This is a genomic window from Arthrobacter sp. BC5 (assembly GCF_056680255.1).
Map to the genome: position 1 here is coordinate 3,064,641 of NZ_CM155273.1, position 15,669 is coordinate 3,080,309.

General features: G+C 65.8%; 17 protein-coding genes. 7 read left to right on the plus strand and 10 right to left on the minus strand.

The window, feature by feature from the left end; translation table 11 throughout:
- Window positions 1-4: 4 nt before the first annotated feature.
- Together mshC and AC1MFI_RS14350 are read right to left on the minus strand one after the other, a co-directional pair.
- Window positions 5-1,279 carry a cysteine--1-D-myo-inosityl 2-amino-2-deoxy-alpha-D-glucopyranoside ligase gene (mshC, locus tag AC1MFI_RS14345; protein ID WP_479817715.1) on the minus strand — a complete coding sequence of 425 codons (1,275 nt, stop codon included), beginning with the start codon at window positions 1,277-1,279 and terminating at the stop codon, window positions 5-7.
- A gap of 23 nt (window positions 1,280-1,302) precedes the next feature.
- Window positions 1,303-2,127 carry an undecaprenyl-diphosphate phosphatase gene (locus tag AC1MFI_RS14350; RefSeq protein WP_479817716.1) on the minus strand — a complete coding sequence of 275 codons (825 nt, stop codon included), beginning with the start codon at window positions 2,125-2,127 and terminating at the stop codon, window positions 1,303-1,305.
- Between the two features lie 50 nt (window positions 2,128-2,177).
- On the opposite strand from AC1MFI_RS14350, the gene AC1MFI_RS14355 reads away from it, so the two are divergent.
- Complete coding sequence (locus AC1MFI_RS14355; RefSeq protein WP_479817718.1) at window positions 2,178-3,113, plus strand: aldo/keto reductase; 936 nt, start codon at window positions 2,178-2,180, stop codon at window positions 3,111-3,113.
- Between the two features lie 82 nt (window positions 3,114-3,195).
- Here AC1MFI_RS14355 and AC1MFI_RS14360 read toward each other — a convergent pair whose 3' ends face one another.
- Window positions 3,196-3,504 carry a hypothetical protein gene (locus AC1MFI_RS14360; RefSeq protein WP_479817720.1) on the minus strand — a complete coding sequence of 103 codons (309 nt, stop codon included), beginning with the start codon at window positions 3,502-3,504 and terminating at the stop codon, window positions 3,196-3,198.
- A gap of 41 nt (window positions 3,505-3,545) precedes the next feature.
- Between AC1MFI_RS14360 and AC1MFI_RS14365 the strand changes: the two genes are divergently transcribed.
- Entirely contained in the window at window positions 3,546-3,779 is a 234-nt protein-coding gene (locus AC1MFI_RS14365) for a DUF5703 family protein (protein WP_479817721.1), read from the plus strand.
- A 54-nt stretch (window positions 3,780-3,833) separates the two neighbouring features.
- Here AC1MFI_RS14365 and AC1MFI_RS14370 read toward each other — a convergent pair whose 3' ends face one another.
- The 3 genes from AC1MFI_RS14370 to AC1MFI_RS14380 all read right to left on the minus strand — a co-directional run bounded on the left by AC1MFI_RS14370 (window position 3,834) and on the right by AC1MFI_RS14380 (window position 7,601).
- Window positions 3,834-5,006 (minus strand): acyl-CoA dehydrogenase family protein, encoded by a 1,173-nt coding sequence (locus tag AC1MFI_RS14370; RefSeq protein WP_479817722.1) that lies wholly within the window; start codon window positions 5,004-5,006, stop codon window positions 3,834-3,836.
- Between the two features lie 16 nt (window positions 5,007-5,022).
- Entirely contained in the window at window positions 5,023-6,324 is a 1,302-nt protein-coding gene (locus AC1MFI_RS14375; RefSeq protein WP_479817723.1) for a M20/M25/M40 family metallo-hydrolase, read from the minus strand.
- A gap of 137 nt (window positions 6,325-6,461) precedes the next feature.
- Entirely contained in the window at window positions 6,462-7,601 is a 1,140-nt protein-coding gene (locus AC1MFI_RS14380; RefSeq protein ID WP_479817724.1) for a hypothetical protein, read from the minus strand.
- A 176-nt stretch (window positions 7,602-7,777) separates the two neighbouring features.
- Between AC1MFI_RS14380 and AC1MFI_RS14385 the strand changes: the two genes are divergently transcribed.
- Both AC1MFI_RS14385 and AC1MFI_RS14390 read left to right on the plus strand, forming a co-directional pair.
- Window positions 7,778-8,080: a DUF4193 domain-containing protein gene (locus AC1MFI_RS14385; protein ID WP_479817726.1), complete on the plus strand. Its 303-nt coding sequence runs from the start codon at window positions 7,778-7,780 to the stop codon at window positions 8,078-8,080.
- Window positions 8,081-8,295: 215 nt separating this feature from the next.
- On the plus strand, window positions 8,296-8,697 hold the full coding sequence (locus AC1MFI_RS14390) for a hypothetical protein (RefSeq protein ID WP_479817727.1): 402 nt from the start codon (window positions 8,296-8,298) through the stop codon (window positions 8,695-8,697).
- Between the two features lie 102 nt (window positions 8,698-8,799).
- Here AC1MFI_RS14390 and AC1MFI_RS14395 read toward each other — a convergent pair whose 3' ends face one another.
- Window positions 8,800-9,300, minus strand: a complete 501-nt coding sequence (locus AC1MFI_RS14395) for a tetratricopeptide repeat protein (RefSeq protein WP_479817729.1) — start codon at window positions 9,298-9,300, stop codon at window positions 8,800-8,802.
- Between the two features lie 617 nt (window positions 9,301-9,917).
- Between AC1MFI_RS14395 and AC1MFI_RS14400 the strand changes: the two genes are divergently transcribed.
- A complete protein-coding gene (locus tag AC1MFI_RS14400) occupies window positions 9,918-10,166 on the plus strand; it encodes a helix-turn-helix domain-containing protein (RefSeq protein ID WP_479820896.1) in 249 nt (82 codons plus the stop codon).
- 828 nt (window positions 10,167-10,994) lie between these two features.
- Here AC1MFI_RS14400 and AC1MFI_RS14405 read toward each other — a convergent pair.
- Window positions 10,995-11,237, minus strand: a complete 243-nt coding sequence (locus tag AC1MFI_RS14405; RefSeq protein WP_479817730.1) for a hypothetical protein — start codon at window positions 11,235-11,237, stop codon at window positions 10,995-10,997.
- Between the two features lie 374 nt (window positions 11,238-11,611).
- Here AC1MFI_RS14405 and AC1MFI_RS14410 point away from each other — a divergent pair, with 374 nt between their 5' ends.
- Window positions 11,612-12,526, plus strand: a complete 915-nt coding sequence (locus tag AC1MFI_RS14410; RefSeq protein ID WP_479817731.1) for a DNA/RNA non-specific endonuclease — start codon at window positions 11,612-11,614, stop codon at window positions 12,524-12,526.
- Window positions 12,527-12,589: 63 nt separating this feature from the next.
- Window positions 12,590-12,805, plus strand: a complete 216-nt coding sequence (locus tag AC1MFI_RS14415; RefSeq protein WP_479817733.1) for a hypothetical protein — start codon at window positions 12,590-12,592, stop codon at window positions 12,803-12,805.
- A 410-nt stretch (window positions 12,806-13,215) separates the two neighbouring features.
- On the opposite strand, the gene AC1MFI_RS14420 is transcribed toward AC1MFI_RS14415, so the two are convergent.
- Together AC1MFI_RS14420 and AC1MFI_RS14425 are read right to left on the minus strand one after the other, a co-directional pair.
- Window positions 13,216-14,363 (minus strand): IS3 family transposase gene (locus AC1MFI_RS14420; protein WP_479820887.1). Its coding sequence is split into 2 segments (ribosomal slippage): window positions 13,216-14,084 and window positions 14,084-14,363, totalling 1,149 coding nucleotides; the frame shifts between segments, so codons are not numbered across the junction.
- A gap of 253 nt (window positions 14,364-14,616) precedes the next feature.
- A complete protein-coding gene (locus tag AC1MFI_RS14425; protein ID WP_479820898.1) occupies window positions 14,617-15,258 on the minus strand; it encodes a site-specific integrase in 642 nt (213 codons plus the stop codon).
- Between the last annotated feature and the right edge of the window lie 411 nt (window positions 15,259-15,669).

A 15,669-nucleotide genomic window follows, 5' to 3' on the forward strand; every position in this document is an offset into this window, starting at 1 on the left:
GGCCCTAGAGCCTGACGCCGAGCAGCGCGTCGAGGACGTCGGCCATGCCCTGCCGGGCGGTCGGATCTCCACCATGGTCCCCCGTCCCGGAAGCCCAGGCATCCACGGCCCCGAGTGCGGACGGCGCGTCGAGGTCCTCGGCGAGGCAGGCGCGGATCCGCTCCCGTACCGTCATGACGTCCTCCGCCGTCGCATGCTCCACGGCCCGGCGCCACGCATCCAGGCGGTCCACCGCCTGCACGAGCACTCCGTCCGTCCAGGACCAGTCCGAGCGGTAGTGGTGGGCCAGGATGGCAAGGCGGATCGCTGCGGGCTCCACGCCCGAGGTGCGCAGTGCTGAGACCAGCACCAGGTTCCCTCGGGACTTGCTCATCTTCTCGCCGTCGTACCCCACCATCCCCGCATGGGCGTAGTGCTGCGCCAGCGGCGTGCCGCCGGTCGCCCAGGCGTGGGAAGCACTCATCTCGTGATGGGGGAACACGAGGTCGGAGCCGCCGCCCTGCACCGTGAACGGGGACGGCAGGAAGCGCTGCGCGATCACAGCGCATTCGATGTGCCAGCCGGGACGGCCTTCCCCGAGCGAGGCGCCGGACCAGCTGGGCTCCCCCACCCTGGCCGCCCGCCAGAGCAGCGGGTCGAGGGCGTTGCGTTTGTGGGGCCGGGCCGGGTCCCCGCCGCGTTCGGCCGAGAGCTCGAGCATCGCGTCGACGTCCAGGTGCGATACCTGCCCCAGGAACCAGCGCGCAGGGTCGTCCTCGTGCAGCGCGGCGGCCGCGTCCAGGGAGAAGTACACGTCGCCGTCGGGCTCCTCCCCCTCGCCGGGCACCGTGTAGGCGAGGCCGCGGCGCACCAGGTCCTCCACCGCGGGGACGATCCATCCGATGGCCTCGACAGCCCCGATGTAATGGTCCGGCGGCAGGACGTTCAGTGCTTCCATGTCCTGGCGGAACAGGGCGATCTGTTCGGCGGCGAGGTCCTGCCACTGCACGCCGGTCGCCGTCGCCCGCTCGAGGAGGGGGTCGTCGACATCGGTCACGTTCTGCACGTAGGACACCGCCGACCCGGCGTCGCGCCATGTGCGGTTGAGGAGGTCGAAGGCTACGTAGGTGGACGCATGGCCGAGATGGGTGGCGTCGTAGGGCGTGATGCCGCAGACGTAGAGGCTGCGCTCGGAATGCGCCGCGAGCGGTGCGGGCTCCTGGAGCGCCGTGTCGAACAGGACGATGCCCGACTGGGTGCCGTCGAGTTCTGGGACAGGAGTCGAGTTCCACGCAATCACACGTTCTACCTTACGGCCCTGCGTCAGGCGCTGATGACCCCGAAGCCGAGGAGCACGTAGAGCGCGAGGCCGAGCAGGATGCGGTACCACACGAAGAGCCCGTACCCGCGCGTCGTGACGAACTTGAGGAACCAGCCGATGATCGCGAAACCGACCACGAAGGCGACGACCGTGGCCAGGGCGGTCTCCGGCAACGCGTAGGGGCCGGTCTCGTCATAGCTCTTGGCGAGCTGGAACACGCCGCTGCCGAACACCGCGGGGATGGCCAGGAGGAACGAGTACCGTGCGGCGGCCTCGCGGGTGTAGCCCATGAGCAGGCCGGCCGTGATGGTGCCACCGGAGCGCGACACGCCCGGGACCAGGGCAAGCGCCTGCGCGAGCCCGAACAGGATGCCGTGCCGGTAGGTGAGGCTCTGGAGGTCCCGTGCCTGCCGTCCGACGTGGTCGGCGACCGCGAGGATGAGGCCGAAGACGATCAGCATCGTGGCGACGATCCACATGCTCCGGAACGTGCCCTCGATCTGTTCCTGGAACAGGAGTCCGAGCACGACGATCGGCACGCTGCCGAGGATGACCAGCCACCCCATGCGGGCGTCCGGGTCGTTCCGGGGGACCCTGCCCCGTAGCGCACCGAACCACGCCTTCACGATGCGCACGATATCGCGCCAGAAGAAGACGAGGACGGCGGTCTCCGTGCCCAGCTGGGTGATGGCGGTGAAGGCCGCACCCGGATCCTGCGCGTTCGGCAGGAGCTCGCCCACGATGCGCAGGTGTGCGCTCGATGAAATGGGTAGGAACTCGGTAAGGCCCTGGACGAATCCCAGGATGATCGCTTCTATCCAATTCACGCTTCTGACCCTAAGCCATGCGGCCGGGGGCAGGCTTTAGGCTTGGCGGTATGCAACGGCGAAATGTGGGAACGAGCGGCCTGATCGTCTCGGCTCTGGGACTCGGCACCATGAACTGGGGCCAGGAGGTCAACGAGGAGGCCGCACGTGAGCAGCTCCGCCTCTTCGCCGACGCCGGAGGAACCCTCGTCGAGACCGCCGCCCGCTACGGCGAGGGCCAGGCCGAAGCGATGCTCGGCAGCTTCATCGGCGACACCGTGGCACGCTCCGAGCTCGTTCTCGTGGTCCAGGGTGGCACCACCCGGTCCGGCAGCCGGCGGCTCGACGGATCCCGACGTGGCCTGCTCGATTCGCTGGACGCGTCGATGTCTCTGCTCGGCACGGACCACGTCGATGTGTGGCTCGCGCCCTCACCCGATCCGGCCGTGCCGCTCCAGGAGACCCTCAGCGCCCTCGAGTCCGCGTATGCCACCGGACGGGCGCGGTACGTGGGCGTGTCCAACTACTCCGGGTGGGAGTTCGCGCGGGCCGCGGCGACGGCGTCCTTCCCGATCCTGGTCAACGACGTCGAGTATTCGCTCCTCAATCGCAGCGTCGAGCGCGACGTCCTGCCGGCCACCGAGGCCTTCGGTGCGGCCATCCTGGCCTGGGGTCCCCTGGGCAGGGGTGTCCTGACGGCCAAGTACCGCGGCAGGATCCCCTCCGAGTCGCGGGGGGCCTCCGACGTCTGGGCGCCGTACGTCGAGCCCTACCTCTCGGGCAGACCGCAACGCATCACGGAGGCGCTGTGCACCGCGTCGAGGGGGCTCGATCTCCAGCCGCACGAACTCGCACTGCGCTGGCTCCTGCACCGCCCGGGGGTGGCTTCGGCGATCGTCGGCGCACGGACCTCGCAGCAGCTCAAGGAGATCCTGCAGACCAGCGGTGCCCCGGTGGCCGAGCCCATCGCGGAAGTCCTGGACGAGGTCTCGCAACTGGCGCCTTGACGGACCCTGTACCGACCGCGCGGGCGGATTGTCCCCATCTGCCGTACCGGGCGTGCAACGGCTCCGTGCTGCGGCAACGCGGTCAGTGTTCTACTTCGGCCTCGACCAGATCGGAGGCGTAGTCGGGGTCCTCGTCATCCTCGGCGCTTTCGTCCTCGGGACCCTCGTCGTCGTCCTCGTCGTCGTCGGACTCCTCGTATATCTCGAGCGGGGTCACTTCCCCGAAGGCGTCGTACAGGGCCTCCTCATAGACCTCGAAGGCGTCCGCAATGGCGAGATACGCCGCTTCCACCGCCGGATCATCCTCCCGCCGTCGTGCGGACGAGGCTGCGAGATGCTCTTCCAAGGCCGTCACGAGGGACTGGAGCGCGACACGCGGATCTATGCTCATGGCCTAGACGCTATCGGTAAAGTGGTCAGAATTGGAGGGATATGCGAGAACATTTTTTGAATGCGACGGCCGTCCGGGAGCGTGACTATGGGCGTCAGTACGAGTACCTGGTACTCACCGTCCATGCCGGCGAGCCCTTGCCGGCAGCCCGGAAACTCCTCACCGAACACGCCGAATACGGCAAGTGGGAACTCGAGCGCAGCTGCATCTACATGGGCGGCAGCAGGCGGTACTGGCTGAGGCGACGGGTGTTGCGCGTCGAGCGGACCGCCTGAGCGTCCGCCAGGATCCTGGAGGACGACAAGCACCGCCAGGACTCACGGAGAGGCTCAGCTCGACGGCGGACCGAGCAGGGCCGTGGCGACCGTGGCCCGGGCCGCTTCCTCGGTGGAGGGGTGGAACTGGCCCGCCAGCGCATCGCGGTGCAGACGCACCACCTCGGACGACGCGGAGAAGCCGGAGCCGCCTCCGACGTGGAGCGCAGCCGACGTCGCCGCGACCGCGGCGTCGACCGCGTCGGTCTTGAGCGTGACCAGCCGGGAGAACCAGCCGGAACCGATATCGGTTCCGGCGTCGAGGTCTTCCGTCACGGTGCGCAGTTGCGCCTCCGCCGCCGTCCGCTTCATTCCCGCTCCGGCCAGGAGGTTCCTCAGTACCGGATCATCGGACAGCGGACGGTCCGCCACGAGGCTGCGACGCCGCGTCAGGGCCTGTGCCGCGAGGTCGAGCGCCCGGTCCGCGATACCGAGGTAGACCGCGGCGATCAGGCTTTCGAAGGAAGCGAAGATCCCGAAGACCAGCAGGTCTGCGCTGGGACCTACGGGAACCCGCCGGAAGACGGCCTCCGGCGACACCCGCACCCCGGAGAGCCGGGTGGTGTTGGACTGTGTGGCGCGCATCCCGAGGGGGTTCCAGTCCTCGACCGTCTCCACTCCCGGCGTGCCCCGGGGAACGAACGCGTGCAGGATCGCATCCTCCTCGCCGCCCTCCCCCGCGAGCTTGCCGAAGATCCCGAGCCGGGTCCAGACGGGCGAGAGGCTCGTGAAGACCTTCGTGCCCGTGTAGCTGTAGCCACCGCCGGGCAGACGGTCCACCCGGGTCAGCGAATCGAACAGGACCGCGTCGTTGCCCGGCTCCGAGACGCCGAAGGCGAAGACCTCCCCCTGCGCTGCGTCGTCGAGGACGAACCGGAGCGAGGCATCGCCGCGGTCCGCGAGGAGGCCGGCGACCGCTGTCCAGACCAGATGCATGTTGACTCCGAGGGCGGTTGCCGGAGCGGCCGCGGCCAGCAGCCGCTGCGCCCCTGACGCCCGTTTCATGCCACCTGCATCACCAGGTGGTGCCTCCACGAGCATCCGGAGGTAGCCGGACGCCCTCAGCTCATCGAAGTCCTCGACGAAGAACGAGTTCGCGGCGTCGTACCCCGCGGCCCTGTCCCGGAAGCGCTCGAGCATCCCGTGGGGCAGGAGCTGACCGGAGGACCTTTCCGACGTCGTCGCCATGGCCGATGCCCGCAGCTCAGTACGTGGTCAGCAGGCGGGTGAGCACCTTCGCGCCGAAGCGGAGCGACTCCGCCGGCACCCGCTCGTCGACGCCGTGGAACATGCCGGTGAAGTCGAGCTCCTCGGGGAGCTGCAGGGGTGCGAAGCCGTACCCCGTGATCCCGAGCCGGCTCAGCGATTTGTTGTCAGTGCCCCCGGACAGCGTGTAGGGCAGGACCTTCGCGTCCGGATCCTCCGAGTGCAACGCGTCGATCATGGAGTCCACGAGGTTGCCCGCGAAGGGCACCTCGAGCGAGGTGTCCTTGTGCTCGTAGGTCACGTCCACCGCCTCGCCCGCGAGGCCCCGGATGATCTCCAGGACCTGGTCCTGCTGGCCCGGCAGCGTCCGGACGTCGATCAGGGCCTCGGCGGTGCCGGGGATGACGTTGTGCTTGTAGCCGCTCTTCAGGACGGTGGGGTTGGCCGTGTTCTGGAGGGTTGCTCCCACGAACCTCGCCACGGTGCCCAGTTCCTTCAGGATGATGTCCGGGTTGTCGGGATCGAACTCCACGCCGGTGAGCTCGGTGACGCCGTCGAGGAACTGCCGCGTGGTGGGCGTCAGCTCGATGGGCCACCTGTGGTCGCCGATGCGGGTGACGGCACGGGCCAGGGCGGTGACCGCGTTGTCGGTATTGATCTGCGAGCCGTGGCCCGCGCGGCCGTGAGCGACGAGCCGGAGCCAGGAGATGCCCTTCTCCGCGGTCTGCAGGAGGTACGTGCGCTGGCCCCCGATGGTCGCCGAGAACCCGCCGACCTCGGAGATGGCCTCGGTGGCGCCTTCGAACACCTCCGGCTTGTTGTCGACGAGCCAGGAGGCGCCGTAGGTTCCGCCTGCCTCCTCGTCGGCGAAGAACCCGAAGATCAGGTCCCGCTTCGGTGTGAGGCCGTCCCGCTGCATGGAGCGCAGGACGGACAGGATCATGGCGTCCATGTCCTTCATGTCCACGGCACCGCGCCCCCAGATCAGGCCGTCCTTCTCCTCACCGCCGAAGGGATCGACGGTCCAGTCCTCTTTCTGGGCCGGAACGACGTCGAGGTGGCCGTGCACCACGAGCGCCGGCAGCGAGGAGTCCGAGCCCTCCATGCGGGCGACGACGGACGTGCGGCCGGGCGCGGCCTCGAAGAGCTGTGTGGAGAGACCCACCTCCTCGATCAGCCCGGCGGTGTACTCGGCGGCCTTCCGCTCCCCCGGGCCTACGTTGTCCCCGAAGTTCGAGGTATCGATGCGGATCAGTTCCTGGCAGATCCTGACGACTTCATCTTCGGGTGAGATGCCCACGTGGTCCTCCTCGGTAGCGGTTGCGCCTCCAGCCTACCGAGAGACCGGGCCGGGTACGGCCAGGGCTCCGGGCACCGCCGGGCTGCTGCCGCTCTAGCGGCTCGGGCAGGTCTGCCTGCCGGATCCGCCCGGGACCGTCATTCCGCGGATTCCGGGTCATCGACGACCTCACCGAGGTACTGGATGGTCAGCACCGGCGATTCACTCTCGTCGGTGCCGGCCACGAGGGCGACGTACACGTGCTCGCCATCGAAACCGGGGGCGAGATAGTCGTAGCTCCTCCAGGTGGGGTGCTCAGCGGCGCCGTGCCAGGCGATCTGCAGCAGCAGGTCCTCCCACTCGGCCTCGGCCGGCAGTTTCGAGTACCCGAGCGCGTCCACGACCGCCTTCTCGACGGCGACCGGGCACAGGAAGTAGTGGCGGGAGGCGTACGGGCTGATGTCCTGCAGGTGCCCGCTGGAAAGCGCCTGCCGACGGGCCGGGCCCGGATACTTCTCCGGTACCTCGCTCGTGAGCTGGTGTTCGAGCAGGTCGACCTGTTCGGTGGTGGGCATGCCCTCGGGGTAGAGGAAGGCGTTGACGCGGGACGCCGGGTCATAGGGCACGAACCAGCCCTGGGGGTCGGGCTGTTCACGGTCGGCCGCCGGGCGGTAGGCCTCCTCGAGTACGGAGCTGTCCCCGAGGAGGCCGACTGTCGCGCGGTCGAGGTTGATCGCTCCCAGATTCGCGCCGTACTCGGTATCCGCGTGCCGGATGCCCTTCTTGGCGATGCAGTACGCGGCGAGTTCATGCGCGAAGGTGCGGGCACCGTGCCAGCCCGACTCGAGATCCGAGGACACCTCGGCCACGACGACGGCGAAGCGTTGCAGGAATCCCGCAGTGTAGGAACGCCGGTGCGCCGGCGGCAGCAGGTCGACCACCTGCGCCCCGGCCGAGGTGATGAACTCCTGGACGTCGCCCTCCGCAGCCTCGAGAGTGCGGATCGCGAAGACGTCGTCGAAGACTCCGTCCAGAACGAGCGGGATCGCCTGGCGCAGGGCTCCGCGGAGGAGTTGCGCGATCACCAGGGCTCTCAGCCGGTCCTCGGGCGAGTCGTAGTTGTAGGCCGGGAGCCGACCGTCCTCGTCGAGCTGCATCCGCCCGATGCACGCTCCCTGCAGTTCGGGGCCGCCGAAGTAGCCGAACAGGGAAAGCTCGATGCCTTCGAGCTTCCGGCCTTCGTTGATCAGTTCGATCTGCCTGGGCGTGAGGTTCTGCGGGTCGATCGACTCTGCCACTGCGCTCCTTGGTCCGGTGGCGCCAGAGTAGCAGCGCCCGACGGACACGAGCGGCTACGGACGCCGGACAGGATACATCGAGCGCCGCCGGCGTGGGCGTCGAGGCAGCCCCGCTCAGGCATCGCCGCCGCAGGTAACCTGTTGCGACGCCCCCACGACAGAGAGACCGAGAAACCATGGCAACCGACTACGACGCCCCGCGCGTCCGAGCCGAAGACGAGCCCGCCAACGAATCCCTCGAGGCGATCCAGGCCCAGCGCAGCTCCACCACGCAGACGGCCGCCATCGACACCGAGGACGTCGACACCGCCGAAGGGTTCGACCTGCCCGGTGCGATCCTCGACGAAGAACTGCAGGTCCAGGTCGTCCCCATCCAGACGGACGAGTTCACCTGCATGTCCTGCTTCCTGGTCCGTCACCGCACCCAGCTCGCCCGCGAGAGCAACGGCGACAAGTACTGCGCCGAGTGCGAAGGCTAGACACGCCGGCAACAGCGCTGGAAGGCGGGGCGGCCGCAGATTACCCCGCTTGCTGCTCCTGTGACCTCGCGCATCGGAACGGAAGTGGTGATGTCGCCGACGATCGTGGACTGGGATCACGGTCGGACTGGCCCGTGAGGGCTTCTGGAGTGACCGCCACGGGCAGGACCCACCTTCTCCGCAGGTGGGTTCCGCCGGCCCGTGGAGGAGGAGTCATGAGCGACACCCCAGAGGCAGGTCCGCAGGAAGGCCCGGATGGAACGCCCTCCGAAACATATCGGGCCGCAGCGGCGTTGCATGCCGCTGCCATCGACCTGTCCCACTGCAGAGCACGATTCGCCCGGCCGGCGGAGTCCCATGCCACCCTGGGGGAACTGATCGATGTGCAGCAGCACCTGGTGAACGTCCTGCATGGATTGTGCCAGTGGCACCAGCAGGTGCAGGCCGGCACGGACTGCGCGGATCAGAAGCAAAGCGTCGACGGCGTACTGGAAGCGGCATTCGAGCTCCAGACGGCGCTCCAGCATGCCGGATCACTGCACCAGGCCCTGATCCGGGCTCACCATGCCGGCACCCAGGTCCGGTGGTACAACCCGGACACCGACACGCAGGAGTGAACAGTGACGGAAGGCGTGCGCCTTCGTCGACACCTGCGTCCGGCATCGTTTCGAGGCTCGCTGGTGACGGGTGCACCGTGGTCCCGTCCTGGGAACAGCCCGTCACAAGTGCTCGCCGTCGAGAGCGCGGATGGAGGACGCATTGCCGCTGATGGCCGGCTTGTACCGCTCGATGTCCGGGGCGCGGACGAAGTCCACCACCACATCGAGCAACGACGCGACGGCTTCATGCGATCGGTCCGCCGCATGCAGGGTGATGGCCCGGAAGACCCCGAGGGCCGGGGAGTCGGGAAACGCTGCGCGGGCTGCTGCGAAGACCTCCAGCGACTTCTCGTACTCGCCCAGGTTCCGGAGCGTCGACCCGTACTGGACGTAGCACCTGCGCAGCAGATCGCCGGCGAGACCGGCAGCAAGAGCCTGCTCGTAGAACCCCCGCGCGATGCCTTCCTGTCCCGCGGTGTCGTAGGCGCCGCCGACTTCGTACAGCACTCGCGCATCCTCCGGATGGGCGGCGTAGTAGGGAAGCAGGGCATCGATGGTCGGTTGCATGTCGTCGCGGTCCCGACGCTCGACGATCAGGTCGAGTTCATCATCCAGAGTCATGGCGCCACTTTCGCACGAGGCTCGATGTGCAGGCTACCGACAGCACACTGTCGGAGGGCCGCCCGGTGCACGGCTTCCGCCGCCACGGTGCCGATGACGGCGGGCGAGAAGGGGTAGAGCGACAGGTGGTCCGTGGTGCCGGCCACGGCCAGCAGCGGTCTGCCCGCCAGCAGGAGCGCGGCGCGAATGCTGCTGCGGGCCGGTGGATCTCGGAACCTGCCTGGTCAGGATGGCCCTTCGCCCGGTCGAGGGTACAAAAAAACCCCGGCGAACCGGGGTTTTCTTTGTGCGCGGAGGGGGACTTGAACCCCCTTCTCGGCGTGTCGTTCGAGACAGAACGCCTGTAATCACGAGGATTTAGCACCCTATGTTCCTTCTTATTGCCTCAATCGACGCCGTCTTCAACCACGCCGACCACGCGACTAAGCGCCTTCGCTTCTGCGCCCGTCTGGGCCCAAGCGACCGGTCATCGCCGCTGTACGCAACGCGTCGAAGAGGCCACTCAGCGCGGCGTTGCGGGTAGAAGCTTCGGCCGTCAAGGGTCGGTCCGCATAGGTATTGGTATCAGGCCTTTCAGAGCCTGCAACCACGAAGAGGACGTGTAAATGTACACCGAGATGCAGGGCAGATTCCTTACACCTGAGCAGGTCGCTGACCGGCTAGGCATCTCGGTTCGAGCCGTGCGTGAAAAGGTTTATCAAGGAAAATGGCCCCATCTGAGACTGGATGGCAGGACGATGAGGTTCACGGAAGAACACGTCCTCGAAATAGTTCGTTCATCCGCTCAGCCCGGCAGTGTGACGCCAGCCTCCCGCTCGTCACGCGATGCAGCGAAAGAGCTCGCGGCGTTGCTAAGGCGACGATGAATTCGGGACAGGTGAGCGTCAGCAGATATACATACCGTCTCCTGACGCTGGTGCTCTCAATCACAATCGAGCGCAGGAGTAAATCTACTGCCCGCCGCCTACTCGTCGAGCAATACCCGCGCGGTGTGTAGCACCAGCTTCCGCTGCCGTGAGTTCAGGCGCTTAGCGGACTCTGGCAGCACGAACGGGTCGGGCTCCCCCGGCGGCAGGCCTGCGGCTTCGCGAAGTGTCGTCGACGGCACATTGAGCGCCAAGGAGAAGGCGGTGAGCACCGATTCGCTGGGGCCTTGGGGTTCGCCGCGGAGGTACCTAGAGATCGACGTATGGCGACTCTTACGCCCTTGGCCTCAGCGATCGCCTGGGTTCGGCGGATCGAGCTGCTCGATGTTCGGGTAATTGAACACCCCACTGGAACTGAACATTCAGCAGTCTCTTGGTCGGAATGCCCAGTTCAATCACAACGCGATCCTACTGAAGGTTCCGTTGAGCGTCTTGACCGTCGAAGACATCTGACCTCCTGACGAATTCCGCGACCTGGACGTGGCAGCGGCAACTAAGCCCAGAAGGACCGCCTGGACGGTCCTTCTGTTCAGCCCCCACGATTGCAGAGTTTGCGTTTCGCGTACTTCGTCATGGCCGCCGCCTCAGCTGCGTCCAGCATCGGGGTCATGGCGCGGGTGACCGTATCGTCACTTCGGCCAGTCCCCCGCTAGGGTTGGCAACGGCCAGTACCAGTCGCCTAAGTTTCAGACCTAGCGGGGCGGGCAGGGCGAGGGTCCACGTGAAGAGACACCACCCTGCACCGAATCACAGGCTTCGGCTGGGTGGTTATTCCGCCACTGGGCCATCTGCAGGAGGCTGGAACGGTCGGTGGCCGCGCGGCAGAACTACACGAAACTTCGGGTTCAGTGCCCCCGGAATGCCGACCGGTCGCCCTACAGCCCCCGCGAGCAGCTCGAGCAGCTCCAAGAATGCGCGATCCGATTCTTCTTGGTCCAGCACGACATTCAACTCGGCGCTAAGCAGCTCCGCCTCCAGTGAAGCGATGAAGTCGTCGTCACGGGCGCTCATTCAATTCCTTCCGTCATTCCCCGGGGTTAGCTTGGCAGGCCGAAGGGGAAATTCTCCCGGAGAAGTCTCACGTCCATTTCCCGGGGTGTTCCAAAACTGACGAAAGACATGTGTAGGGCGCTCAATGGGAACCTCACCGTCTCCCTAACAGCCCCTCACCGCGAGAAGCAGCCACAGCCCCTGCCCGGGCTATCCCCGCGCACCGTTCTCACGACCCGGGCTCACTGGCAGTTGCTGCGCCCGGCGATCAAGTCATTACCGTCTTCTAGGACAAAGTCTTCGAAAGAATTGATTCTGGTGCTAAAGGAGTTGCCGCGCGTGATCCTAATGGGCGCGTTCACCCGCCCGTCATCTGGCGCTGGTATCTTCGGCCGATGGATGCCACCCTGCCCGAACCGCGAAGCATCGCTACTGCAGCCACCGCCGAGGATCTCTCGGGCCGTGAAGGCTTCGACGAGCAGTTCCTGGGGATTCCGGTGCCCGTGCCGATGCTGGATGACGTCGAGACGGTCCTGCTGCCCTACACCCACTTCTCGGTCATGATGCGCCCCGACAAGTGCCTCACTGCCATCACGGCCCTTGGCATCGACGGGGCGAAGCTGATGGATCTCGACCGCTCCGGCATCGACTGGCGGCTGGATCCTCGGCTGCCGGAGGACCAGCAGACCGGCGAGAGAGTTTACTCGCGCAATGCCATTGACCGCGGGCACCTCGTGCGCCGGGCATCCGCCGTCTGGGGCGACACCCGCGCCGAGGCCGCCACCGCGAACGAGGACACGTTCCACTACACCAACGCCGCCCCGCAGGCCGCGAAGTTCAACCAGGGCCTCGAGCTCTGGCTGGGCCTGGAGTCGTACCTGCTGGAGAACGCCGCCGACAACGGCCGGCGCCTGATCGTGTTCACCGGACCCATCTTCAGCGACGTCGGCCCCATGTATCGCGACGTGGAGATCCCGCTGCGGTTCTTCAAGGTCGCCGTGTTCCTCGAGAGCGAGTCGCTGGCCGCCACGGGCTACGTGGTTGATCAGACGCCGCAACTCAAAAACCTCCCGGACGTGCCACGGCCGGGGGCCGTCGATGATGGCGACGCTCCCCCGCTGGGCCCGTTCCGCACCTTCCAGGTCCCTATCCGCGACATCGCCGCGCTGACCGGTCTGGACCTGGCACAGTTGATCGCCGTGGACCGGATGCCGATCGCCGCAGCACTGCCAAGTGCACAGGTGACCTCAACCTGGCGCGAGTTGTCCAGCCCGGAGTGCCTCGACCTGGACTTCGACCTCAGAGGTTAGAGCCCCCCAGCGGCCACAGTCTGGCACCGACAGGATGGGCTGCGCAGCCCCCCACCTGCCGATATGATCAGCGCGGAGAAGGGGGTCGTCGTGGCGAAGAACACGGGCAGGGGCACGCGGGTCGGACTGATCAAGGATCGGTACCAAAAGCAGAACACGAAGAGTGGGCTCTGGGAGAAGTACGACAGGAAGGGCAACTACGTCGGAACAAAGAAGACCGGCGATCCCTTCAAAAGCATCGTGCGGCTCATCGGCCGCAATCCGAAGCGAATCAGATGACCGCCCGTAGCATCCGAGTGCCTGGCAAGGGCGTAGAGCACAAATTAGTTTAGGATCCGAAGCATGGCTTGCGCATCGTGCGGATTTGAAGGACACAACAGCCGGACCTGCTCGGGTCCCCACTGGCCGTGTCCAACGTGTGGCAAGCCGACGGCCGCTATGACTGACTACTCTGAACGCCACGACAGTGCGTTTTGCTCCCCCTTCACCTCTTCGGGGTGTTGGGGTACTCCTACACTCGCCTGAACCGTGGCCGTCGTTCGCCAGGCTATCCGGCGATCTACCTGCTCTGGATGGCGGTCAAGCAGGCGCCGGAACGGGTCCAATAACAATGTAGTCGCCGTTCATACGGACGCCGAAGGCCGTTCGGGACTGCCCACGGTTTGGTTGACTCGTGGGGTTGATAGTTTCTAGGCGGCTAGCGCCATGTTGTTGATTGTCTCAAACTCGATCGGCGTGAGTTTGCCGAGTGCTTTCTGCCGTCTCCGGCGGTGATAGGTCCGTTCGATCCAGGTGATGATGGCAAGGCGGAGTTCCTGTCGGGTTTCCCAGCGTTTGCGGTTCAGGACGTTCTTCTGCAGCAGGGCAAAGAACGATTCCATGGCTGCGTTGTCACCGCACGCGCCGACTCTGCCCATCGAGCCTTGCAGCCCGCTGGTATGCAGCGCGGAGACGAATTTCCGGCTCCTGAATTGGCTGCCTCGATCCGAGTGCACGATTGTTCCCGAGGGGTTTCTAAGCGCTACGGCGTGGGCCAGCGCTGCAACGGCGAGGGAGGCCTTCATGCGTCCGTCGATGGAGTAGCCCACGATGCGGTTCGAGTGCAGGTCCTTGATCGCGCAGAGGTAGAGCTTGCCCTCGTCGGTACGGTGCTCGGTGATGTCCGTGACCCACCGGGTATCCCGGGCAGCGGCGGTGAAGTCCCGCTCGAGCAGGTCATCGTGGACCGGCGGGCCCGCCTGGCGTCCGCCGACCCGCTTGCGGTGGATGACCGAAAGGATGCCGTTGGCCGAGCACAGCCGCCAGATACGCCGCTCGCTGGCCACCTGGGTTGCGCCGGCGTTGAGCTCGTCGGCGATCAACCGGTACCCGAACGCTGGATCATCGGCGTGAACAGCGAAGGCGGCGTTGATCAGATGCGCTTCCTCCCAGGCCCGGTTTGGGACTGGGTTGGCCTTCCACTTATAGAAGGCTTGCGTGGAGAAGCCAAGTACCCGGCAGGTCACCGTGACGGGGACACCGTCAGCGGCCAGTTCACGGACCAGCGGGAACATCATTTTGGGTTGACGTCTCGGGAGAGATACGCGACGGCCCGGCGCATCACCTCGGCTTCCTGCTCGAGGAGCCTGATCCGTTTGCGGGCCTCGCGCAGCTCGGCGGACTCCTCCTTCGCCGCTTGAGCCTTGGGATCGTCCTCTTCGTCGGCTTGCTTCAGCCACCGATGCAGGGCGGCTGGTGAGACGCCGAAGTCTTTGGCGATCCTGGTCAGCGGTGCTTCGCCTTTACGGGCGACTGCGACCACGTCGCGGCGGAACTCTTCGGGAAAAGCCTTCGGCATGATGAACATCCTTCCACCCGCGAGGCTCATCCTCACAGGTCAGGAATCAACCAAACCTTCAGCAGTCCCACACGTACCCGCGGTCAGCGCGAGTCTCTCACTCTCCAACGCTTCCCCTAGTGTGCCCGCCTAAGCGCGAGCACCCATTGGTATGCCGTACCAGAACTGCATTTCATCTCTCGAGCACTAGGCGCAGTAAGGCCGAACAACCCGAAGCACACGAGCGGAAATCAAATACAGTTCGAGGCGGGACTCAAGCACCGAAGGCGCGGTGCATCGCAGCGGCAATTTCCGCCCTTCCCTCAGGGAGAAGGTGACTATACCGGTCCAAAGTGGTGGTGATGGACTCATGCCCCAGATGTATCTGGAGCTTGAAGATGTCCAGACCTGCCTGCAGCAGCCACGAAGCATTCGAGTGACGGAGGTCGTGAATACGCGGCTGCTTAGAGAGCCCGGATCGCTGCGAATCCTTAACGGCTCGATCCCACGCCTCCCACGCACGTCGGTGGTCAATTGGGCCACCGGTGATGCTCGAAAAGACGTGCTGGCCGGTTTGATGGGACTGCAAAAGTAGCTCAGACAGGGCGACAGCAGCACCGTCTTCGAGTGTGACGACCCTTCTCGATTTGTTCGTCTTCGGCGGCCCCATCACGGGCCGATTCTGCTCATCCCGAGTCCAGGCCCGAGTGATTGAAACAGAAGTTCGCCCGTCCTCATCCTTTGAGAAGTCTCGAGCGTAGAGGGCAGTAGCTTCGCCGAACCTCGTTCCGGTAGCTGCTAGAAAGCGGAACAGGGGGCGATAGTGAGTTTCAATACGCCCGTGCAGTAGCGCCCACTCCGCATGTGTGAGGAAGGAGACCGGCTCTTCGGTTCTTCTGTCCCGCGGCAGGGTCACGCCCTGACAAGGGTTGTCCGGCCTCTTTCTCTCGCGTACCGCGGACTTGAAAGAAGCCGACAGCAGACCGTGAGCATTCGATACAGACTTGGACGCAAGACCCTTTTCCTGCAAGCTTTTGATCCACCGAACGACATCGCGATAGTCGACGTCAGCGGCAGCAAGACTGCCGAACGTTGGATCGATGTGCTTATGAAGTATGCCCTTGTATCGCCGGACGGTATAGCCGTTCGCGCCGGTTCGCATCTCGATATGATCGCTCACCATGTCGCTTACTGTGTACACCGCCTGGTAGTGTCTCCGCACGTTCTCCAGCGCTTGCTCCGTGTCATGGTCATGAGCCTCCAGTACCAGGAGCATTCGCCGTGCATCGTGCTCGTCGTCGAACCGTTGAGACTTCCGCTCACGGGT